We start from the raw sequence: 21,161 nt of genomic DNA, 5'->3' as shown, positions 1-21,161 counted from the left end.
CCGGAGAGCTACGAGGCCGGGCTGCACCTATGCGGTGCGATGCTCTGGCTCCGCAGCATCGCACCGCGTCCATAATTCGAACTCCAGACAGGACCTAGGGCCTCCTCCAGTTCGTAGGTCTGGCGTTCCAGCGCTGATGAGTCCTCGCTGTCCCTGCTGATCCTCTTGACGGGCAGTACGCGCAAGGGGGGGTTCCTTCCCATCGGTTGAGCAGTGGGGAAGGAGGCTACCGGGATGTTTGGAGACTCGTTAGGCCCACCCGTCGGCCTTGATGAGGATCAGGCGGGGAGCCATGGGCAGGTGGGCGGTGAGCCGACCGACGTAGTCGACGCTGCACCGGGCGATGACGAGACGCACGGCGGCCACGTTACCGCCTCCCGGGGGACCCGGGAGCCGGAAATCGGGCGGCATCGTCCACACCGGTGCGTACCGCTGGGTTACTGGGAAGTAACCTTGCATCGGCGGTTCCCGGCCGCGCGTCGCCGGGCCGGCGTCCGGACGAGGGACCGCGGACCAACACGTGCGTGGTCCGGCGCGGGCGCGGACCACGCGTCCGTCTAAGGTGGGGCGCATGGTGCAGGAATTTGAGAAGATCGGTGTCGTCGGACTCGGCACGATGGGCGCGGGCATCGCCGAGGTGTTCGCCCGTGCGGGGTTCGACGTCACCGGGGTCGAGATCGACCAGGCCGCCCTCGACCGCGGCCGTGGCCACGTCGACGCATCGCTCTCCCGGGCCGTCGGCCGGGGCAAGATCACCGAGCAGGAGCGCGCGCGGATCGACGCGCGACTGACGTTCACCAGTTCCCGCGAGGACCTCGCGGACGCGGACTTCGTCGTCGAGGCCGTGCCGGAGAGGATGGCGATCAAACGCGACGTCTTCTCCGACCTGGACCGGATCTGTCCGCCGGGGACGATCCTGGCCACCAACACCTCCTCACTGTCGGTCACCGAGATCGCCGCGCTCACTGGGCGTCCCGAACGCGTCGTCGGACTGCACTTCTTCAACCCCGCTCCGGTGATGAAGCTCGCCGAGGTGGTCACGACCGTCTCCACCAGCGCTGAGACCGTCGACATCGTCACCGAGGTCGCCAAGCGCATCGGCAAGACCCCCGTGACGGTCGGCGACCGCGCCGGGTTCGTCGCCAACGCTCTCCTGGTCCCCTACATCAACGACGCCATCCGCCTCTACGAGCGCCGCGTGGCCACCCGTGAGGAGATCGACGCCTCGGTCCAGAAAGCCGCCGGGCTCCCCATGGGGCCGCTGGCCCTCGCCGACCTCGTCGGCCTGGACGTGTGCCTGGCGGTCATGGACGTGCTGTGGGACGAGTACCGCGACCCGCGCTACGTCGCCGCCCCGCTGCTGCGCCGCATGGTCGCCGCCGGCCGCCTGGGCCGCAAGACCGGACAGGGCTTCTACACCGGCGAGGACGACCCCGCCGAGCCCCGGACGACCGGCCGTTTCGCGGAGATGGTCCGTGAGGAGGAGACCCTGGAACTGGGCGAGATGCTCATCGCCCCCCAGATCGACGACGCCCTGCGCATGATCGGAGACGGGTACGCCTGCGCCCGCGACGTCGACACCGCCATGCGGTTCGGCTGCGGCTACCCCAAGGGGCCGACCGAGCTCCTGGAGGAGCGCGGCGCCGAGCACGTCGTCACCACTCTGGTCGCCATGGGCGAATACAGCCTGACCACGATCGCCGTCCCGGCGCCGCTGCTCGTTGACCAGCTGCCCGACGTGGGGCACGAGGGCCACGACCACTGACCCGCGTCGCGGGCTCGCGAGCGCGCCGTGGGCGGCGCCGCCCCGGTGTGGCGGCGGCCACTGATCGGCTTCTTCTACCCTGGTAGACGTGAGTCCGCGCAGAAACTCCCCTCGCCGTAAGCCCTCCCGGGGCCGGGGCGGTCCCCCGGGACCGCCCGACGACGACGCCCTGATGCTGCGCGTCACCGGCGGGCAGCGTCGGGAGAACGGCCCCGACGGGGAGTGGGTGACGCGTCGGATCCCCGGGGCGTCCGCGACCAAGGTCTACCGCTGCCCCGGCTGCGTCCAGGAGATCTCCGCCGGCATGGCCCACGTCGTGGCCTGGCGCCCCTACGGCGACGGGGGCGACCGGCGGCACTGGCACACCTCCTGCTGGGACCGGCGTTCCCGCCGCTCGCCCCGACACTGACCAGCATCACCCGCACGACCCGAGGAGCCATGGAGATCCGAGCCACCACGGTGCTGCCCGCCGTGCGCCGACCCGTCACCCTGCACACCGCCGACGGCCTGGAACTGGTCGGCGAACTGGCCGTGCCCGAGGGCCGCGCCCCGGTCGCCACGCTGGTGTGCCTGCACCCGCTGCCCACGGCCGAGGGCATGATGGACAGCCACGTACTGCGCAAGGCGTCCTTCCGCCTGCCCGCCCTGGCCGACCTCGCGGTGCTGCGCTTCAACACCCGCGGCACCACCTCGCGCCACGGCACCAGCCAGGGCAGCTTCGGCGAGGGCGAGGCCGAGCGCCACGACGTGCTCGCCGCCATCGAGTTCACGGAGTTCGAGGGGCTGCCCGACCCCTGGCTGCTCGGCTGGTCCTTCGGCACCGAACTGGCGCTCATGTGGGGCTGCGACCCCCAGGTCAAGGGCGCCATCCTGCTGTCCCCGCCGCTGCGCCGCGCGGGCGAGGCGGACATGAAGGTGTGGGCGGACTCCGGCAAACCGGTGGTGGCGCTGGTTCCCGAGTACGACGACTACCTGCGTCCCGACGAGGCCCGGCGACGGTTCGCGCCGCTCACCCAGGCCGAGATCGTCGGCGTCGACGCGCCCGCCACCTGTGGGTGGGGGAGCCGTACGTGCGCCGGGTGCTCGACGAGATCGTCCGGGTGGTCAACCCCGCCGCCCACCCGCTGCCCACCGAGTGGGACGGTCCCCACGGGAAGGACGTCGCGCCGCTGGCCTGACACGGCACCGCGCCCCGCCGACGACGCGGGAGGGCCCGCCCCGGATCGTCCGGATGCGGGCCCCTCCCGCGCGCGGGGCGGCGTCCGCCGTGGTCCTCGGACCGCGTCCGGGCGCGGCGAAGGCGGGGACTTCCAGCCCGCACGTCGGCCCGCCGCCCTCAATAGACGCCTGCGGCGCGGTCGCGTCCCCGGGGACTCCGCCGGAGCCCGAACGCACACCCCTGGGGCGACCGCGGAACGGCCCCCCAGGGCGCTCGGCTACTCCTGCCACCAGTCCTCGTCGTCGGCGCCCTTGCCGGAGTGGGCGGGCTGCCTGGCCTCCTCGGCGGGCGCTCCTTCGGGGCGATCGCCGCGGGGGCGGGCGCGGTCGGCGCGGCCGGGGCCGGAGCGCCGCCGCCGAGCAGCTGCCGCAGCTGGCTCAGGTGCGACTGGATGCTGTCGCGCTGGGCGTTGAGGTCGTCGACCTCCTTCCTGGCGGCCGTCATGATCCGGTTGGCCTCGGCCTTGGCGTCGGCGAGCTGGTGCTCGGCCTTCGACTTGGCCTCGGACTCGATCTGCGCGGCGTTCTTCTTGGCGTTGCCGACCAGCTGCTTGGCGTGGTTCTCGGCGTCGCGCCGGGTCTGCTCGGCCTGCTGGCTGGCCTTGGTGGCCCGCTGCTCGGCGCTGTTGGCGCGCTCCTCGGCCTCGCTGACCATCTTCTGGGTGGCGGCCTGGGCCGCGGCGAGCCGCTCGGCGTCCTGGCGCTCCGCCTCGGCGCGGCGGTCGGCGAGCTGGAGCTCGAACTGGTCCTCGGCCTCGGTGCGGCGCGCCTCGGACTCCGCGTAGGCCCGCTCGGCGTTCTTGCGCAGCTCCTCGGCCTGGCTCTTGGCGGCCTGGATGGTCTCGTCGCGCTCGCGCTTGGCGGCGGCGCGCGCCTGGGCGCACTCCCGCTCGGTGGTGGTGCGCAGCTTGGCGATCTCGCCCTCGAAGGTAGCGCGCTTCTCCGCGATCTCGTGGTCGACGGCGGAACGCTTCTTCTGGACCTCGCGCTCGGTGGTGGAGGCCAGCTCGTCGGCCTCGCGGCGGGCCGTCGTGCTGATCTCCTCCGCCTCGGACTCGGCGGTCTGCCGCATCTCGTCCGCCTCGCGCTGGGCGAGGGTGCGCGCCTCGGTCGCCTCCGACTCGGCGGCGGCGCGCATCTCGGCGGCTTCGATCTTGGCGGCGGAGCGGATGTCGTTGGCGTCGATCTGGGCGCTCTGGACCAGCTCGTTGGCCTGTTCCTCGGCCAGGCGCAGCAGTTCCTCGATCCGCGAGCCCAGACCGGAGTAGGAGGGGCGCTCACGTTCCTGGAGCTGGCGGTTCTTGGCGCTCAGCTCGGCCTTGAACTTCTCGATCTTCTTGCTGGACTGCTCCAGCTCGCTACGGAGGCTGGCCGCGTAGTCGTCCACCTGGGTGCGGTCGTAGCCACGCAGCACCACGTCGAATTCGGGCGGGGTGTTGTCCTCGTTGAAGATGTTGTCGAGTTGGGAGTCAATGTTGTTTGACGACATGTGGCGGAATCCTGAACGGGTGCGAGACGGCTTACTTGCGAGCGGCCGGGGGGCGGCGGAGGCGGCCGCGTCGTCCCCGGTGGGCGGTCTGTGTCCGGGCGTGCGGCGGCCGGACCGGAAGACATGGACCGACGCCGGAGAACACTCCGGCGGCTAGGCGACTTTATCAAGCGTGGAACGCCTGGGAAGAGGGTTTCGGGTAACTTCCGGTGGCTCCGAGGTCACCGCGCCCCGAGGAATCCAAGCCGTGACGTGGCTGGAATGCCCCCGTGACATCGGCGCCCGGGGACGGATCTCACATTCGGTGTTCACCCGGCGCTCTGGACGAGTTCGGTGAGCACTCCTCCGCAGTCCTTGGGGTGCAAGAACACGATGCGCGACCCCAGGGTTCCGTGGCGCGGCTCCCGGTCCAGGACACGTACGTCGCGCGCACCGACCGTCGCGGCGCTCCCGGCGACGTCGGAGGTCCCGAAGGCGAGGTGGTGCACGCCCTCGCCGTTGCGGTCGAGGAACGTGGCCACGGGGGAGTCCGGGCGGGTGGGTTCGAGCAGTTGCAGATACGTGGCTCCGCCGTCGTCGGTGCCGTTGATTCGGAGCATCGCCTCGCGTACCCCCTGTTCCTCGTTGACCTCCTCGTGCTCGACCTCGAATCCGTAGGTCCGCCGGTAGAACTCGATCGAGGCGTCGAGGTCGCGGCACGCGATCCCCACGTGGTCGAGCCTGGTGAGCCCGGAGAACGGGATGGTCGGGGCGGGTGCGTCGCTCATGGGTGGAACCTCCCGGACGTCGCTGAACGCTGTGTGGGTATCGTTGCAGACCAGGTGCGACCCCGATCACATGGAGGCCAGTTACGATGCCCGGTTCCGTCATCGTCGGTGGGGCACGGACCCCCACCGGCAGACTCCTCGGCTCACTCGCCGGGTTCTCCGCCGCCGAACTGGGGGGTTTCGCGATCAAGGCCGCCCTGGAGCGCGCCGGTGTCGGCGGTGAACAGGTCGGATACGTGGTCATGGGACAGGTGCTCCAGGCCGGCGCCGGGCAGATCCCGTCCCGTCAGGCAGCCGTCAGGGCCGGGATCCCCATGAGCGTCCCGTCCGTCACGATCAACAAGGTGTGCCTGTCCGGTCTGGACGCGATCGCGCTCGCCGACCAGCTCATCGCCGCGGGCGAGTTCGACATCGTGGTCGCGGGCGGCATGGAGTCGATGACCAACGCCCCCCACCTGCTGCCCAAGGCACGCCAGGGGTACAAGTACGGCTCGGTGGAGGTCCTCGACGCGACCGCGCACGACGGCCTCACCGACGCCTTCGAGAACGAGTCCATGGGCGCCTCGACCGAGCGGCACAACGCCAAGCTCGGCATCGGCCGCGAGGAGCAGGACGCCTTCGCCGCCCGCTCCCACCAGCGCGCAGCCGCCGCGACCGCCGAGGGCCGGTTCGCCCGGGAGATCGTGCCCGTGCCGATCCCGCAGCGCAAGGGAGACCCCGTGGTCTTCGAGACCGATGAGGCATCCGCCCCGGCACCACCGCCGAGAGCCTGGCCAAGCTGCGCCCCGCCTTCGACGCCGACGGGACGATCACCGCCGGGTCCTCCTCGCAGATCTCCGACGGCGCCGCCGCGGTGGTCGTGATGAGCCGAGCCAAGGCCAATGAGCTCGGAGCGCCCGTCCTGGCCGAGATCGGGGCGCACGGCAACGTCGCGGGCCCGGACAACTCCCTGCACTCGCAGCCCTCCAACGCCATCAGGCACGCGCTGGCCAAGGCGGGGAGGAGCGTGGAGGACCTGGACCTGGTCGAGATCAACGAGGCCTTCGCCGCCGTCGGCATCCAGTCCGTCAAGGACCTGGGCGTCTCCGAGGACATCGTCAACGTCAACGGCGGCGCCATCGCGATCGGCCACCCGATCGGCGCCTCCGGCGCGCGCATCGCCCTGCACCTGGTCCACGAGCTGCGCCGCCGCGGCGGCGGGCTCGGTGCCGCCGCCCTGTGCGGCGGCGGCGGCCAGGGCGACGCCCTGCTGTTCACGGTGCCCGCGGAGTAGGCGCCCGAGGCCCCCGAGGGCCGGACCGACGAGGAGTCCCATGCACGCCGCCCGACTGGTGGAACGGGTCCGCCAGGGTGACCGCCGCGCACTGGCCCGCGCGGTCACCCTGGTTGAGAACGGTGCGCCGGAGCTGCGCGAGATCATGGCGGGTCTGGCGCCGTCCACCGGCCGGGCGCGCGTCGTCGGCTTCACCGGGTCCCCGGGCGTGGGCAAGTCCACGACCACGAACGCGGTCGTGCGGCTGCTCCGCGCCCGGGACCTGACGGTCGCGGTGCTCGCGGTGGATCCCTCGTCCCCGTTCACCGGCGGCGCCCTGCTCGGCGACCGCGTGCGGATGCAGGAACACGCCACCGACCCCGGCGTCTACATCCGCTCCATGGCCACCCGGGGGCACCTGGGCGGTCTGTCCTGGGCCGCGCCGCACGCGCTGCGGGTCCTGGACGCGGCCGGGTTCGACGTGATCCTCGTGGAGACGGTCGGCGTGGGTCAGGCGGAGGTGGAGATCGCCGGTCGGGCGGACACCACCGTCGTGCTGTGCGCCCCCGGAATGGGCGACTCGGTGCAGGCGGCCAAGGCCGGGGTGCTGGAGGTCGCCGACGTCCTGGCAGTGAACAAGGCCGACCGGGACGGCGCCAGGGCCGCACTGCGGGAGCTGCGGCAGATGGTCGCGATGGTGGATCGGACGGATGAGGAGTGGAAGCCGCCGATCGTCATGACGGTGGCGGCCGAGGGCGAGGGCACCGAGGAGCTGTGGGAGCGCGTCGACCGGCACCGCGCCCATCTGGAGGCCACGGGTGGGCTGGAGCGGCGGCGTCGCGCCCGCGCCCGCGAGGAGGTCCAGGGGATCGTGCTCGACCGGTTGCGCTCGCGGCTGGGCGCACAGGACCTGGACGGCGGACTGGACGCCCTGGCGCGCGAGGTGGCCGAGGGTCTGCGCGACCCGTACTCGGCCGCTGACGTCGTGCTCGCGGACCTGGGCGCTGAGTCCCGGGTCGGGCTCGGGCCCCGAACGGAGAAGGGCCGACGCGGTCCGTCGCACATCGGTCAGTGTCGGCCGGGGCGGCGGTGCTCCCCGGATCAGAGCGCCGAACGCCCGTGCCAGCTCGGGGCACACTCGTCCGGAGCCTGTGATCTCTGATTTCTGGGAAACCTAACTAAGAGTTCGGTGCCCGGCCAGGGAACACTCGGTGATCCCTGGTGGCTCAGGGCACGCGCGGAGCGGTCGCGCCGGTCCCGACCAGCGTGTGGGCCGGACCAGTGGCCGGAAGGAGTTCGTGTCCCGTTCCGGCCATCGCGACACCTTGACGGGCGCCACCCTCACGGGAGGGGAGAGCGGCCCGGGAAGGGCCTACGACGCGAGCGCCGCGTCGACGGCCGCCATGAGGCTGCCCCCCGCGTCGTCGCCGTCGATGGACCAGATCATGACGCCGCCCAGCCCCTGGGCCTGGGCCCAGTCGGCCGTGTGGGTCAACGCGATCTCGTCGTCGAAGGTCCAGAAGGTGTTCCCGTCGTAGAGCCAGGCCGTGCCGAGGGCGTCGTCGCGGTGCAGGGTGAAGCCCGAACGGTCCTTGACGACCTTCCAGTCGTCGATGCCCGGCTCGTAGGTGCCGGTCGCGGGGCCCGTCGCGCTCTGGCGGGCGTCCCCTCCGCGGGGCCGACTCTTCTGAGCTGGGGGGCTGGACCGGCATCGGGTTCCCCAACTGGCCCCTTGCGGCCACCCGGGAATCTTGTGCTGGGAGCGCTTGCCTGCTACCACGCCTGTCGTGACTAGAGTGGCGACGTGGGAAACCCGTTGAATCTTCCGTTCGACCCGATCGAGCGCGCGCACGACAACTGGACACGCAGGTGGGGCGCCTCTCCCGCCATGGCCGCCGTCACCTCCGTCATGCGCGCGCAGCAGATCCTGATCGGGGAGCTGGACGGCGCCCTCAAACCGTTCGGTCTGACCTTCGCCCGCTACGAGGCCCTGGTCCTGCTCACCTTCAGCTCCACGGGCGCGCTTCCGCTCGGCAAGATCGGTGAGCGGCTCATGGTGCATCCGACCAGCGTCACCAACACCATCGACCGCCTGGAGGGGCAGGGTCTCGTGCGCCGCCGCCCCAACCCGAGTGACGGCCGGGGCGTCCTCGCCGAGATCACCGGGGCCGGGCGTGAGGTCGCCGAGGAGGCCACCGGCGCCTGATGGGCATGGAGTTCGCGCTGGGCTGCTACTCGGACGCGGAGCTGTGGCGGATGCACGAGATGTTCACCAAGCTCAGGGCGGACTTCGGGGACTTCCCCGCGCCCGTCGCGGCCGAGGGCCGCTGACGCTTGCGAGGCGCCGCGGGCGCGCCTCCTGTACAGGCTTAGTTGGACGTCCTACTATTCGGGTATGGCGGACACCACACCGGGTCCCACCAGCGGAGGCGGGGCCGAGGAGATCGAGTCGGGGCGCGAGCGCTGGCAGCGCCGGCACGACTCCGCGCGCGTGCGCGAGGCCGACTTCTCCACGCTCTCCGGGCGCACACTGCGGCCGGTCTACGGGCCGCCGCCCGGATCCGATGTCCCCGGGTTCGAGCGGATCGGCTGGCCGGGCGAGTACCCCTACACACGGGGCCTCCACACCACCGGCTACCGCGGCCGGACCTGGACGATCCGCCAGTTCGCCGGGTTCGGCAACGCGCGCCAGACCAACGAGCGCTACCGGATGATCCTCGACTCCGGCGGCGGTGGTCTCTCCGTGGCGTTCGACATGCCCACCCTCATGGGCCACGACTCCGACTCACCGCACGCACTGGGCGAGGTCGGGCACTGCGGGGTGGCCGTCGACTCGGTCGCCGACATGGACCTGCTCTTCCACGGGATCCCGCTCGACCGCACGACCACGTCCATGACCATCAGCGGCCCGGCCGTCCCCGTGTTCTGCATGTACCTCGTGGCCGCCGAACGCCAGGGCGTGGACCTCGGCGCGCTCAACGGCACGCTCCAGACCGACATCTTCAAGGAGTACATCGCGCAGAAGGAGTGGCTGTACCCTCCCGGCCCGCACCTGCGCCTCATCGGCGACCTCATGGAGTTCTGCGCGGAGCGCATTCCGGCCTACAAGCCGCTGTCGGTGTCCGGCTACCACATCCGCGAGGCGGGGGCCACGGCCGCGCAGGAGCTCGCCTACACCCTGGCCGACGGGTTCGGCTACGTGGAGCTCGGGCTCTCACGCGGTCTGGACGTCGACGCGTTCGCGCCGGGGCTGTCGTTCTTCTTCGACGCCCACATCGACTTCTTCGAGGAGATCGCCAAGTTCCGCGCGGCCCGCCGCATCTGGGCCCGCTGGATGCGGGACACCTACGGGGCGACCACCGAGAAGGCGTGCTGGCTGCGGTTCCACACGCAGACCGCGGGGGTCTCGCTCACCGCTCAGCAGCCCCACAACAACGTCGTGCGCACCGCCGTCGAGGCGCTCGCCGCGGTGCTCGGGGGAACCAACTCCCTGCACACCAACGCGCTCGACGAGACGCTGGCCCTGCCCACCGAGCAGTCCGCCGAGATCGCGCTGCGCACCCAGCAGGTGCTCATGGAGGAGACGGGGGTGGCCAACGTCGCCGACCCGCTCGGGGGTTCCTGGTACGTGGAGGCGCTCACCGACGAGTTGGAGGAGGAGGCGGAGCGGATCTTCGCCCAGATCCTGCGCATGGGCCGCGCGGACGGATCGGAGCACGGAATCGGGCCGATGACCTCCGGCATCCTCGCGGGGATCGACAACGGGTACTTCAACTCCGAGATCGCCGAGGCGGCGTTCCAGTACCAGCGGGCGCTGGAGAAGGGCGACAAACGCATCGTGGGGGTGAACTGCCACACCGGCACCGTGTCCGGGGAGCTGGACATCCTGCGGATCAGCCACGAGGTGGAACGGGAGCAGCGCAAGGTGCTCGCCGAACGCCGTGAGCGGCGCGACGGAGCCGCCGTCGACCGCGCGCTCGCCCGCCTTGCGGAGGGCGTGCGCGCCCGGGACGCCAACCTCGTACCGCTCATCATGGGCGCCGCCCGCGCGAGGCCACGCTCGGGGAGATCTGCGCCACGATGGGGGAGGAGTTCGGGACCTACACGGAGGACCCGCGCTTCTGAGCGGCCCGCGCCCGCAGGGCCGGGTTCCCCGCCGGACTCCCCTCCCGGCGGGCGAGGGGCGCGCGGTACGGTGGGGCGCCGGAGACGGACAGCAGGAGGCGGCCGTGCCCGAACTCGACCTCAGCGCGTTCACCGCTGACAACGACGGCTCACCGCGGCTGCGCGCCTACGTGGCCCGTCCTCGGGGCGCGGGACCGTGGCCGGGCGTCGTCCTGGCCCACGAGGCCTACGGCGTCGACGAACAGATGCGCGGCCACGCCGACCGCCTCGCCGAACTCGGCTACCTCACGATCGTCCCCGACCTGTACAGCGAGGGCGGCCTCGTGCGATGCGTCGTGCGGGTGATGCGCGCCCTGTCGGCCGGGCGGGGGCGGGCGTTCACCGACATCGCCGCCGGGCGCGCCTGGCTGCTGGAACAGCCCGAGTGCACGGGCAGGATCGGGGTCGTCGGCTTCTGCATGGGCGGCGGTTTCGCGATCGCCACGGCCCCCTCGTTCGACGCCGCCGCACCCCACTACGGGGTCACTCCGTACGACGTGCACGCGGCCGTTCGGGGCGCCTGTCCGACCGTCGCCAGCTACGGGGCGAAGGACCGGATGGTGCCCGGCGGCGCGGCCAAGCTCAGAGCGGCGCTGGAGGAGGCGGGTGTGGTCAACGACGTCAAGGAGTATCCGGAGGCCGGCCACTCCTTCATGAACGAGGCGCCCAACGGGCCCCGGTCCCTCCAACTGGTGCTGCGGGCCTTCGGGGTCAGGCGGGACACCGGGTCGGCCGCCGACGCCTGGCGCCGCCTGGACGCCTTCTTCACCGAACACCTGGGCGACGGACGGGCCTGATCGGGGCCGTCGGTCCGGTGTGCGACGGCCGGAGCCGGAGAGAGTCCGGTCACGCACCGGCGCCGGGCGTCGCCCGCCCTCCCGCGCATGCGGCAGGATGGAAGTATGCAGCCTTCGGACTTTTCACCGAACAGTGCGGTTGACCTCGCTGCGCGCAAGGCGGCCTTGGAACGCGAGGCCAAGCAGCGCGCCGAGGAGTCGGCCGGTCGAGCCAACCCGTACGCCGTCAACGTCGACGAGGCCAACTTCCAGGCCGAGGTCCTGGAACGGTCGATGTCCGCCCCGGTCGTCCTCGCCGTGCTCGCTGGATGGTCGGAGCAGTCCAAGCAGGTCGAGAGCGCCCTGGACCGCCTGTCCTCGGCCTCCGGCGGCAACTGGTTCCTCGCCAAGCTCGACAGCGATGCCAGCCCGCAGCTCGTGCAGGCCCTGCGCGTGCCGACCACGCCGATGATCATCGTCGCCGTCCAGGGCCAGGTCATGCCCGGTCCCGCCGGGCCGGCCACCGAGGACCAGCTGCGTGACTGGCTCGGTCAGGTGTTCGCGGCCCTGGCCGAGCAGGGCATGTTGCCCGCGGGGCACCCCGGCGCCGTCGAGGGCGAGCCCTCGGCTGAGGCGGGCCGGCAGCCCGAGCAGCCCGAGCAGCCCGAGGTCGACCCGGTCGACGCCGAGGCCCAGGCCGCCCTGGAGCGCGGCGACCTCGCCGCGGCGGAGGCCGTCTACGCCAAGGCGGTGGAGGCCGCCCCGGACGACATCGAGTCCAAACTCAAGCTCGCCCAGGTCCGCCTGGTCGGCCGCCTCCAGGAGGTGGACGCGGGCGCCGCGCGCGAGGCCGCGGCCGACCGGCCCGAGGACGTCGCCGCCCAGTGCACCGTCGCCGACATCGACATGTACGGCGGCGGGTTCGAGGACGCGTTCGACCGCCTCATCGCCACGGTGAAGCGCACCAGCGGCGACGACCGCGACCGGGCGCGCACCCACCTGCTCTCGCTGTTCGAGCTGCTGGCGCCCGGCGACCCGCGTGTGGCCGCGGCCCGGCGCAAGCTGACCTCGGCGCTGTTCTGAGACGTGTCCCGCGGGCACGACGGGGTGCCGACTGAGAACGAGGATTCCGACGTCGGCACCCACGAATCCCCAGGGCGTCACATACATGGACACACCGGTAAATCATCGTGTTCTTCTGCTCGCGTGGGCGGCGGGATAGCCCACCGAGCAGGGGGTACGAACCCGGTGACGGCGGGTCGCGCGGCCCGGCGGCGAACCGGCAGGTGCCCATGAACGACGACACTCCTCGTGGCGGCCCCGTGGTCACGATCTCGGCGACCTTCGGCGCCGGAGGCGCCGTCATCGGCCCCGCGGTCGCCGCGCGGCTCCGCGTGCCCTTCCTCGACCGCGCCGTCCCCAGCGCGGTGGCCGCCCACATCGGCTGCTCCCTGGAGGAGGCGCTGCGCCACGACGGCCGCAGTCCCGGCGGGCTCGAACGCCTCCTCGCCAGCGCGGCGCGACTTCCCACCGTCACCCTCGGCGGTGTGGACACGGCGCTGACGGGGCCCACCGACGAGCAGGGGCGCCTGCTGTACGACCACGAGTTCGTCGAGGAGACCGAACGCGTCATCGGTGAGGTCGGCCACTCCGGGGGAGTGGTGCTCGGCCGCGGGGCCGCCGTCGTCCTGGCCGACCACCCCACCGCCCTGCACGTCCGCGTCGACGGTGACCGGCACGCCCGGCTGAGCCGCGCCCGCGAGCTGTTCGCGTCCGGGAACCGGGACGAGGTCGGCGGCCACGACTGGTGCGACATGGCGCCCACCCTCCGGCTGCTCGACGACAACGACCGCGCCCGGGCCGCCTACGTCCGCCGCTTCTACCGCGTCGACCCCGCCTCCCCGGACCTGTACCACGTCCTCCTGGACGGCACCGCGTTCACCATCGAGGCGTGCGTGGACATCGTGGTCCAGGCGGCCCGCGGGCGAAGGCCGGACGGGGGCGGCACGGGCGGCGCCGGGAACGCGACGGACGGCGCAGGCGGCGGAGCGGGTCGGATTCCCTGACGTCGCCTCGCCCACCCCGCCACTGCCTTGGAAAGTTGTGGAGTTTTTTACTAAGGGTCGAATTGTCCCCTCCTGCTGACGATCTGGTCTTGACTCCGGTAGAGTGGGACGGCCCGATCGCGCGTCCGACACCAGCCCCCTCCCGTGACCACGGTCCCCGGGGCGGTGCACCATGGAGAGACACCGCGCGGCGGACACGCGGCAAACCCCAACGCTCCGCCGAGCGCACACGTGTGCGGGGACCGCGCCCGGCGCGGAACCGACACGCGGCGTCGGCCGGACCGGGCCCGGCGGAGGGCCACGGGCGGGCGTCCCGTCCCGCCCCGAAGCGGCCGCTGCGCGCGGTGGGCGACGGGAGGGGCACCGGGCGTCGACGTCCACGTGACCGGGGTCACCCGCGCGCCCCACCGGCGCACGACACCAAGCGAGAGCCAAGGAGCAACACGTGGCCAGCCTTCCCAGCGTTTCCTACTCCCTCACCGTCCGCCTCGAACTGGACGCGGGAGGCAGCGCCGTCGGCAGCCTCACCAACGCCGTGGAGCACGTGGGCGGCATGATCACCGCGCTGGACGTGGCGGCCGCCGGCCACGAGCGCATCCGGATCGACGTCACCTGCGCCGCGCGTGACACCGACCACGCCCAGGCGATCGTCGACGCTCTGGGATCGGTCGAGGGCGTCACCGTCCACAAGGTCAGCGACCGCACCTTCCTCATGCACCTCGGCGGCAAGATCGAGATGTCCTCCAAGGTGCCGCTGCGCAACCGCGACGAGCTGTCCATGGCCTACACCCCCGGTGTCGCTCGCGTCTCCCAGGCGATCGCCGCCAACAAGGACGACGCCCGCCGGCTGACCATCAAGCGCAACAGCGTCGCCGTGGTCACCGACGGCTCGGCCGTCCTCGGCCTGGGCAACATCGGCCCCGAGGCGGCCATGCCGGTCATGGAGGGCAAAGCCGCCCTGTTCAAACGCTTCGCCGACATCGACGCCTGGCCGATCGCCCTCGACACCCAGGACGTCGACGAGATCGTGCGCACCGTCCAGGTCCTGGCGCCCGGATTCGGCGGCATCAACCTGGAGGACATCTCCGCCCCCCGCTGCTTCGAGGTCGAGGCCCGTCTGCGCGAGCTGCTCGACATCCCCGTCTTCCACGACGACCAGCACGGCACCGCGATCGTCGTCCTGGCCGCGCTGCGCAACGCCCTGCGCGTGGTCGGCAAGGAGCTGAGCCAGGTGCGCATCGCGATGTCGGGCGCGGGCGCGGCGGGCACCGCCATCCTCAAGCTGCTCATGCACGCCGGAGCCAAGGACATCATCGTCAGCGACGTGCACGGTGCGGTGCACGCCGAACGCGAGCAGCTCGACGACAACCTGCGCTGGATCTCCGAGCACACCAACCCCGAGGGCTACTCCGGCGACCTCAGGGGGGCCGTGGCCGGGGCCGACGTCTTCATCGGCGTCTCCGCTCCCAACCTGCTCACCGGCGACGACGTCGCGAGATGAACGACGGCGCGATCATCTTCGCGCTGGCCAACCCCGACCCGGAGATCGACCCCGAGGTCGCCCACCTGCACGCCGACGTCGTCGCCACCGGCCGCAGCGACCACCCCAACCAGATCAACAACGTGCTCGTGTTCCCGGGCTTCTTCCGCGGACTGCTCGACGCCCAGAGCCACGAGGTCACCTCCGACATGATGGTCGCCGCCGCCGAGGCGCTGGCCGACGTGGTCACCGAGGACGAACTGGGTCCGAACTACATCATCCCCAGCGTCTTCCACTCCGACCTGTCCACGCACGTGGCCACCGCCGTGCGCGAGGTCGCCCAGCGGAGCCGCGGGAACTGACGCCGGGCCCGGTCGCGGAGCGGAAGTGGCCGCACCTGCCCGACGAGGGGCGCGAACCTGGGTAAGGGGGGACCATGGACCAGCCAAGACTGACCGGGCGACTGCTGGTGGCCGCCCCCCTCCTCCAGGAGGACTCCTTCCGCCGCTCGGTGGTGTTCGTCGTGGACGACACCGCCGACGGCACCCTCGGGGTGATCCTCAACCGCCCCCTGGACACGGCCGTCGACGAGGTCGTGACGGACTGGGGCGCTACGCCAGCGCGCCCGCGGTGATGTTCGCCGGCGGACCCGTCGGGGAGGGCTCCGGCATCGCCCTGGGCGTGTCGGGCACGGGCGACCCGCCTTCGGGCTGGTCCCCGTTGGAGGGGGTGGACCCGGGTTTGGGACTGAACGGCGTGGGCGTGGTCGACCTGGACGGACCGCCCTCCGTGCTGGGCGGCGCGCTGGGGGCGTTCCGCGTCTTCGCGGGGTACGCCGGGTGGGCCGCCGGTCAGCTGTCCGGGGAGATCGACGAGGGCGCCTGGTACGTCGTCCCCGCGGTCGCCGAAGACGTGTTCACCACCGCCCTCGAGCGGCTGTGGTCGCGTGTGCTGCGACGGCAGGGCGGTGAACTCGCGTTGTTGTCGACCTACCCCGAGGACCCGACGATGAACTGAGCGGCGACGAGCGACCGCCGTGCGGCGCGCGGCACCCTATACCGTGGAACGCAGACGTGGAAAGGTGTGAGGAACGATGTCGATGGATGTCTTCAACAAGGTTCTCCCGGAGAGCGAGACCAGGCCGGACACCTCGCACGACGACGGTGACCGCGAGCGGTTCGCGCACTACGTGCAGAAGGACAAGATCACCGAGAGCGCCGTCACGGGCAATCCGGTGATCGCTCTGTGCGGCAAGGTGTGGGTCCCCAACCGGGATCCCAAGAAGTTCCCCGTGTGCCCCGAGTGCAAGAAGGCCTATGAGGAGCTCATGAAGTAGGCGTGCTCCCAGACGCCCGCGTCGCGCCCCGACGGGCGGGCCCCGGCACACCGCGTGTGCCGGGGCCCGCCCGTCCCGGCACCGGGGTCGCGACGGCCCAGGTCCTGGCCCAGCGTGCCCAGCCGCTCATGATCGACGAGCCGACCCGCGCGCTCGACATCCGCCACCGGGAAGTCGTTCTTTCCGTGTCGCGCGCACTCGCGGACGCCGGTCGGGCGGCTATCGTGGTCATGCACGATTTGGGGCTTGCGGCCGCCTACGCCCATCGTGTGGCGGTGCTGTCCCGTGGACGCGTCGCCGCACGGGGCGCACCCGCTGGCGTTTCACGGCGCCGCTCCTCAGCGACGTGTACCAGCATCAGGTCGATGTCCTGCCGCATCCGCGTACCGGGGCCCCGCTCGTCGTTCCCCGCAGGTAGGTGTCGGAGCGCACGAAAGCGTCCACAGGAGTAGGTCCTATTGGTCTCCACAACTGAACGGCACAAGCACGACGACCCCCACCCCCGCCGCGGGCGGGGCCGTCGGGACCCGGAAGGAGGGCGGCGCCGCAGGGCCCGAAGGCCCCGGCACACCCCCGGCGACGTCGTCCGCGCCATCGTCCGCACCATCGGAGAGATCCTGCTGACCGCGGGTCTGCTCATGCTCTTCTACGCCGGCTACGAGGTCTACGGCGGCCAGTGGGAGACCGACCGGGAGCAGCAGGAGCTCGCCCAGGGGTTGGAGGAGGCCTGGGCCGAGCAGGAGGACACCGAGCCCGGTCCGGAGTCCGAGCCGCTGCCCGGCAGCGCGGACAGCCGCCTGTACCTGCCCGACCTCGACCTCCAGTGGGTCGTGGTCAACGGAACGACACAGGAGGACATCCGCAACAGCCCCGGCCACTACACCGAGTACGACACCGGGCCGGGCGAACTCGGGAACTACGGCGTCGCCGCGCACCGGACGCCCGGCCTGTTCTGGGACATCGACCAACTGGACGACGGCGACGTCATGGTCCTGGAGGACGGGGAGAACTTCTACACCTACGAGGTGTTCCGCGAGGAGACCGTCGATCCCTCCGACGTGTGGGTGATCGAACCCGACCCGTTCGACGACGCCAGCGACGAGCACCCCGAGCGCTCCCTGATCACGCTCACCACGTGCGCCCCCAAGCTGAACAACACCCACCGGCTGATCGTCTGGGCCGAGCTCACCGAGACCACCCCCAAGTCCGAGGGCATGCCCGAACCGATCGCCCACATGGCGCCGGACGCCGACGAGGACGAGGACGAGGAGTAGAGGCGGATGTACGGACTGATCTGGCGCGTGCTTCCCGGCCCGTGGCCGTCCAAGCTGATCCTGTCGGTCGGCCTGCTGGCGGGCGCGTGCGCGCTGCTGTGGCTCTTCGCCTTCCCGGCGATCTCCCCACACATGCCGTTCAACGACGGCGCCGTCGACGTCCAGGGCGCGGACGCCGCCGCGGAGGGCGCCGGCGCGCTGCCCGGCGGCGAGTCCCCCTCGGCGTCGGAGTCCCCGTCGGAGTCCCCCGAACCCTCGGCCTCCGAGAGTTCCTGAGTTCTCGCATCGCTCCGCCTGGGCGACGGTGCCGCGCACGGTGTGCGCGGCACCACGGCATCGGCTCCTGGACCGGTCTCCGGGGGCCGCTAACCTCTACCAGGTGAGTAACGGGGGACCAAGAGCATGACGGTGACGCAGACCACCACGGAGGACCGCCTGAGCGGACTCCGCGCCTGGCAGCGGGAAGCGTTCGAGGAGTACTTCCGCCGGGAACCACGCGACTTCCTGGCCGTGGCCACGCCAGGCGCGGGGAAGACGACCTTCGCCCTCACCCTGGCGAGCGAACTCCTCAGACGGCACGCGGTCCGCGCGATCACGATCGTGTGCCCCACCGAGCACCTGAAGAAGCAGTGGGCCGAGGCGGCCGCCCGCTTCGGCATCCCCATCGACCCGGAGTTCCGCAACGGCCAGGGCGCGCTGGGGCGCCAGTACATCGGCGCGGCGGTCACTTACGCGCAGGTCGCCGCGCACCCGATGCTGCACCGAAACCGCACCGAGGCGCGCAAGACGCTCGTCGTCTTCGACGAGGCTCCACACGCCGGCGACGCGCTGTCCTGGGGGGAGGCGGTCCGCGAGGCCTTCGACCCCGCCGCGCGGCGGCTCAGCCTGACCGGAACCCCCTTCCGCTCCGACATCAACCCGATCCCCTTCGTGGACTACGTCCAGGACGGAAACGGGGTGCGCCGGTGCTCATGGGACTACAGCTACGGCTACGCCCCCGCCCTGGAGGACGGGGTCGTGCGGCCGGTCATCTTCATGGCGTACTCCGGGGAGATGCGCTGGCGGACCCGCGCGGGCGACGAACTCGCCGCACGCCTGGGCGAGCCCCTCACCCAGGACGCGCTCTCCCAGGCCTGGCGCGCCGCCCTCGACCCCAAGGGCGACTGGATCAAGAAGGTGCTTCAGGCCGCCGACCGCCGTCTGACCGAGGTCCGCAAGACCCACCCCGACGCTGGCGGCCTGGTCATCGCCAGCGACCACGAGAACGCCCGCGCCTACTCGCGCATCCTGCGGCAGATCACGGGCAAGGGCGCGACCGTCGTGCTCTCCGACGACCCCACTGCCTCGAAGAAAATCTCCCGATTCTCGGCGGGGGACGACCGCTGGATGGTCGCGGTGCGCATGGTGTCCGAAGGCGTGGACGTCCCCAGGCTCATGGTGGGCGTGTACGCCACCTCCACCAGCACCGCCCTCTTCTTCGCCCAGGCCATCGGCCGTTTCGTGCGCGTGCGCAAGCGCGGCGAGGTCGCCTCCGTGTTCCTGCCCTCGGTGCCCACGCTGCTGGAGTACGCGGGCGAGATGGAACGCGAACGCGACCACGTCCTGGACCGGCTGCCTTCGGACGAGGAGTATCCGGAGGAGGACCTCATGAAGGAGGCCAACCGGAAGCGCGACACCCCCGAGGCGGGTGAGGAGCTGCCGTTCGAGACGATGGAGTCCGCGGCCGAGTTCGACCGCGCTCTGTTCGACGGCAACGAGTACGGCGGCGTGCCCGGGTCCACCGAGGAGGAGGACTTCCTCGGACTCCCGGGCCTGCTGGAGCCCGACCAGGTCTCCCAGCTGCTTCGCAAGCGCAACGCCGACCTGAGGGCCAGCGAGATCAAGGCCAGGCGCGGTTCCGCGAAGGAGCCCGACGAGGGGCCCACGCACGAGGTCGTCGCCGAGCTGCGGCGCGAGCTCAGCGGGCTCGTCGGCGCGTGGCACCACCGCACCGGAAAGCCCCACGGCGTCATCCACAACGAGCTGCGCCGGGCCTGCGGCGGTCCGCCGGTCGCCCAGGCCTCGCCGACGCAGATCCGCGAGCGCATCGCCCAACTGCGCACCTGGGCGGTCGGCCGGCGGTAGCGAGATCGGGCAAACACTTCGCAAGTTCGCGCACGGCTGATCGGCAGAGAGTGTTCGTATAGCTACAGTCCGTGTGGTGATGCGACGAAACTCTAGCGGTGGCGCAACCGCACTGTGGTCCGGAATGGTCGTGTGCGGGATCGCCCTGGCGGGGATCGTGGCGGGTACGGCGTACCTGCCCGCCGACGCCGGGCAGGACCCGGGGACGACCGTCGCGGCGGGAAGCCGACTCGACTCCTGCGTCTCCTCGGCCCTCGACGCCCGACTGGCCAACCCGGGCCAGACCGCCCAGTTCCCCGAGAGCGGCGACGTCACGCCGCGACAGGCCGCCGAGTACGAGCGGCTCCTGCGCGAGGCGATGCTGCCCCTGCGCGGTCAGCAGGCCGAGCCGATCCGGCAGGTCCCGGTGGTCGTGCACGTCATCTCGGCCACGGACGGTCGCGGCGCCGTCGGCGAGCGGCAGATCCGGCGGCAGATCGACGTGCTCAACCGCGCCTACCGGGGCGGTTACGCCTTCGGCGGCGAGGGGGCCGACACGGGTTTCCGCTTCCACCTGCGCGACGTCACGCGCACGGTGAACGACTCCTGGTTCCGCGACTTCAGCCGCTACCGCGACGAGGCCCGCGCGCGCCTGCACCGGGGCGGCGCCGAGACGCTCAACCTCTACACGACACGCCTGGACACCGGGCTGCTCGGGTACTCGACCTTCCCGCAGAACCAGAAGCGGGAACCGAAGCAGGACGCGTCGTGGTCGCCTACGACACGCTGCCCGGCGGCGACCGGAACCGGTTCAACCAGGGCCACACCGCGACCCACGAGATCGGCCACTGGCTGGGCCTGTTCCACACCTTCCAGAACGGCTGCGACAACCCCGGCGACTACGTGGACGACACCGCCTTCGAACGCGAGGCCGCCTCCGGCTGCCCCCGCGGCCGCGACACCTGCCGCAGTAAGTCGGGCGAGGACCCGGTCACGAACTTCATGAACTACTCCGAGGACGCGTGCATGACCCACTTCACACGCGGCCAGGGCCAACGCATGGTCGACCACTGGATGGCGTTCCGGTCCGGGAGGAACACGGGCGAGCCCGACCCCCGTATGGCCGCCCCGTCCTCCGACTGGCGACGCGGACCGTCCGTGGACGTCCGGGCCGACGCGGCTCCGGACGGACGGGTCGAGGCCAGCGCCGCGGTGCGGTAGGGCGTCTGGCGTGCGCGCGCCACGCCGCGCGTCCACGCCGCGCGCCCCGGCGGCTCCGGTGCGGCCCGGCCGGTGGGGGAGACCCCTGCGGACCGGGCCGTTCCCGTGTCCTGGGCCGCCGGGCGGTGCGCCTGGGCGGCCCGGGCACGCCCTAGACGAGTCTTTCCAAAAGCCTGCGCGCACGAAGAGAGGGTGTCCATGATCTGGTGTGAGCCAAGACATAGACACCCTCGTGACAGCACTCTACGTC

The 21,161-nt window shown here is 71.8% G+C and carries 12 protein-coding genes and 10 pseudogenes; 17 read left to right on the top strand and 5 right to left on the bottom strand.

Translation table 11 applies throughout. The annotated features are described in order from the left end of the window. Positions 1-258 precede the first annotated feature (258 nt). Positions 259-357 (bottom strand): annotated as a pseudogene (locus BJF83_RS26250) (endonuclease); the annotation flags it as partial. A gap of 214 nt (positions 358-571) precedes the next feature. Here BJF83_RS26250 and BJF83_RS20550 point away from each other — a divergent pair. The 3 genes and pseudogenes from BJF83_RS20550 to BJF83_RS20540 all read left to right on the top strand — a co-directional run bounded on the left by BJF83_RS20550 (position 572) and on the right by BJF83_RS20540 (position 2,943). Beyond that, a complete protein-coding gene (locus tag BJF83_RS20550) occupies positions 572-1,765 on the top strand; it encodes a 3-hydroxybutyryl-CoA dehydrogenase (protein WP_075927597.1) in 1,194 nt (397 codons plus the stop codon). Between the two features lie 88 nt (positions 1,766-1,853). Continuing rightward, positions 1,854-2,174 carry an ATP/GTP-binding protein gene (locus BJF83_RS20545; RefSeq protein ID WP_187347196.1) on the top strand — a complete coding sequence of 107 codons (321 nt, stop codon included), beginning with the start codon at positions 1,854-1,856 and terminating at the stop codon, positions 2,172-2,174. A 29-nt stretch (positions 2,175-2,203) separates the two neighbouring features. Beyond that, positions 2,204-2,943, top strand: a pseudogene (locus BJF83_RS20540) (alpha/beta hydrolase). Positions 2,944-3,201: 258 nt separating this feature from the next. On the opposite strand, the pseudogene BJF83_RS20535 reads toward BJF83_RS20540, so the two are convergent. Further along, positions 3,202-4,472, bottom strand: a pseudogene (locus BJF83_RS20535) (DivIVA domain-containing protein). A 308-nt stretch (positions 4,473-4,780) separates the two neighbouring features. After that, the gene (gene mce, locus BJF83_RS20530) at positions 4,781-5,239 is read right to left on the bottom strand and encodes a methylmalonyl-CoA epimerase (protein WP_075927595.1); all 459 of its coding nucleotides are present in this window, start codon (positions 5,237-5,239) and stop codon (positions 4,781-4,783) included. A gap of 86 nt (positions 5,240-5,325) precedes the next feature. Here mce and BJF83_RS20525 point away from each other — a divergent pair. Both BJF83_RS20525 and meaB read left to right on the top strand, forming a co-directional pair. Continuing rightward, positions 5,326-6,512: pseudogene (locus BJF83_RS20525) on the top strand (acetyl-CoA C-acetyltransferase). Between the two features lie 40 nt (positions 6,513-6,552). Then, on the top strand, positions 6,553-7,653 hold the full coding sequence (gene meaB / locus BJF83_RS20520) for a methylmalonyl Co-A mutase-associated GTPase MeaB (protein WP_083678629.1): 1,101 nt from the start codon (positions 6,553-6,555) through the stop codon (positions 7,651-7,653). A 210-nt stretch (positions 7,654-7,863) separates the two neighbouring features. Here the strand turns inward: meaB and BJF83_RS29765 are convergent. Next, positions 7,864-8,154: pseudogene (locus BJF83_RS29765) on the bottom strand (glycosyl hydrolase family 18 protein); the annotation flags it as partial. A gap of 153 nt (positions 8,155-8,307) precedes the next feature. Between BJF83_RS29765 and BJF83_RS20510 the strand changes: the two are divergent. The 8 genes and pseudogenes from BJF83_RS20510 to BJF83_RS20475 all read left to right on the top strand — a co-directional run bounded on the left by BJF83_RS20510 (position 8,308) and on the right by BJF83_RS20475 (position 16,313). After that, positions 8,308-8,822: pseudogene (locus tag BJF83_RS20510) on the top strand (MarR family transcriptional regulator). 64 nt (positions 8,823-8,886) lie between these two features. Continuing rightward, a pseudogene (locus tag BJF83_RS20505) lies at positions 8,887-10,616 on the top strand (methylmalonyl-CoA mutase). Between the two features lie 104 nt (positions 10,617-10,720). Further along, positions 10,721-11,452 carry a dienelactone hydrolase family protein gene (locus tag BJF83_RS20500; protein ID WP_075927594.1) on the top strand — a complete coding sequence of 244 codons (732 nt, stop codon included), beginning with the start codon at positions 10,721-10,723 and terminating at the stop codon, positions 11,450-11,452. Between the two features lie 105 nt (positions 11,453-11,557). Then, positions 11,558-12,514: a tetratricopeptide repeat protein gene (locus BJF83_RS20495; RefSeq protein ID WP_075927593.1), complete on the top strand. Its 957-nt coding sequence runs from the start codon at positions 11,558-11,560 to the stop codon at positions 12,512-12,514. A 209-nt stretch (positions 12,515-12,723) separates the two neighbouring features. Continuing rightward, positions 12,724-13,497, top strand: coding sequence for an AAA family ATPase (locus tag BJF83_RS20490; protein WP_075927592.1), 774 nt, complete (start codon positions 12,724-12,726; stop codon positions 13,495-13,497). Positions 13,498-13,942: 445 nt separating this feature from the next. Continuing rightward, positions 13,943-15,339 (top strand): annotated as a pseudogene (locus BJF83_RS20485) (NAD-dependent malic enzyme). A 74-nt stretch (positions 15,340-15,413) separates the two neighbouring features. Then, positions 15,414-15,994 (top strand): annotated as a pseudogene (locus BJF83_RS20480) (YqgE/AlgH family protein). Positions 15,995-16,070: 76 nt separating this feature from the next. After that, on the top strand, positions 16,071-16,313 hold the full coding sequence (locus tag BJF83_RS20475) for a DUF3039 domain-containing protein (protein ID WP_075927591.1): 243 nt from the start codon (positions 16,071-16,073) through the stop codon (positions 16,311-16,313). On the opposite strand, the gene BJF83_RS27640 is transcribed toward BJF83_RS20475, so the two are convergent. Continuing rightward, positions 16,292-16,549 (bottom strand): hypothetical protein, encoded by a 258-nt coding sequence (locus tag BJF83_RS27640; protein ID WP_158070413.1) that lies wholly within the window; start codon positions 16,547-16,549, stop codon positions 16,292-16,294. The genes BJF83_RS20475 and BJF83_RS27640 overlap by 22 nt on opposite strands. Positions 16,550-16,771: 222 nt before the next feature. On the opposite strand from BJF83_RS27640, the gene BJF83_RS20465 reads away from it, so the two are divergent. From BJF83_RS20465 to BJF83_RS26240, 4 genes and pseudogenes are all read left to right on the top strand, one after another. Further along, positions 16,772-17,587, top strand: coding sequence for a class E sortase (locus BJF83_RS20465; RefSeq protein ID WP_075927590.1), 816 nt, complete (start codon positions 16,772-16,774; stop codon positions 17,585-17,587). A 6-nt stretch (positions 17,588-17,593) separates the two neighbouring features. Further along, on the top strand, positions 17,594-17,863 hold the full coding sequence (locus BJF83_RS20460; protein WP_075927589.1) for a hypothetical protein: 270 nt from the start codon (positions 17,594-17,596) through the stop codon (positions 17,861-17,863). Between the two features lie 126 nt (positions 17,864-17,989). After that, on the top strand, positions 17,990-19,711 hold the full coding sequence (locus tag BJF83_RS20455) for a DEAD/DEAH box helicase (RefSeq protein ID WP_075927588.1): 1,722 nt from the start codon (positions 17,990-17,992) through the stop codon (positions 19,709-19,711). Positions 19,712-19,841: 130 nt separating this feature from the next. Continuing rightward, positions 19,842-20,911 (top strand): annotated as a pseudogene (locus BJF83_RS26240) (zinc metalloprotease). Positions 20,912-21,161 lie beyond the last annotated feature (250 nt).

It is taken from the genome of Nocardiopsis sp. CNR-923, assembly GCF_001942255.1.
Lineage (GTDB): Bacteria > Actinomycetota > Actinomycetes > Streptosporangiales > Streptosporangiaceae > Nocardiopsis.
The sequence above is the reverse complement of the archived record's forward strand: the minus strand, read 5'-3'. Positions and strand labels throughout refer to the sequence as shown.

Excerpts from the sequence above, each read along its gene's own strand:
- BJF83_RS20550 (WP_075927597.1), top strand. The coding sequence starts at position 572 with ATGGTGCAGGAATTTGAGAAGATCGGTGTCGTCGGACTCGGCACGATG.
- BJF83_RS20460 (WP_075927589.1), top strand. The coding sequence starts at position 17,594 with ATGTACGGACTGATCTGGCGCGTGCTTCCCGGCCCGTGGCCGTCCAAG.
- BJF83_RS20455 (WP_075927588.1), top strand. The coding sequence starts at position 17,990 with ATGACGGTGACGCAGACCACCACGGAGGACCGCCTGAGCGGACTCCGC.
- BJF83_RS20490 (WP_075927592.1), top strand. The coding sequence starts at position 12,724 with ATGAACGACGACACTCCTCGTGGCGGCCCCGTGGTCACGATCTCGGCG.
- BJF83_RS20495 (WP_075927593.1), top strand. The coding sequence starts at position 11,558 with ATGCAGCCTTCGGACTTTTCACCGAACAGTGCGGTTGACCTCGCTGCG.
- mce (WP_075927595.1), bottom strand. The coding sequence starts at position 5,239 with ATGAGCGACGCACCCGCCCCGACCATCCCGTTCTCCGGGCTCACCAGG.
- meaB (WP_083678629.1), top strand. The coding sequence starts at position 6,553 with ATGCACGCCGCCCGACTGGTGGAACGGGTCCGCCAGGGTGACCGCCGC.
- BJF83_RS20475 (WP_075927591.1), top strand. The coding sequence starts at position 16,071 with ATGTCGATGGATGTCTTCAACAAGGTTCTCCCGGAGAGCGAGACCAGG.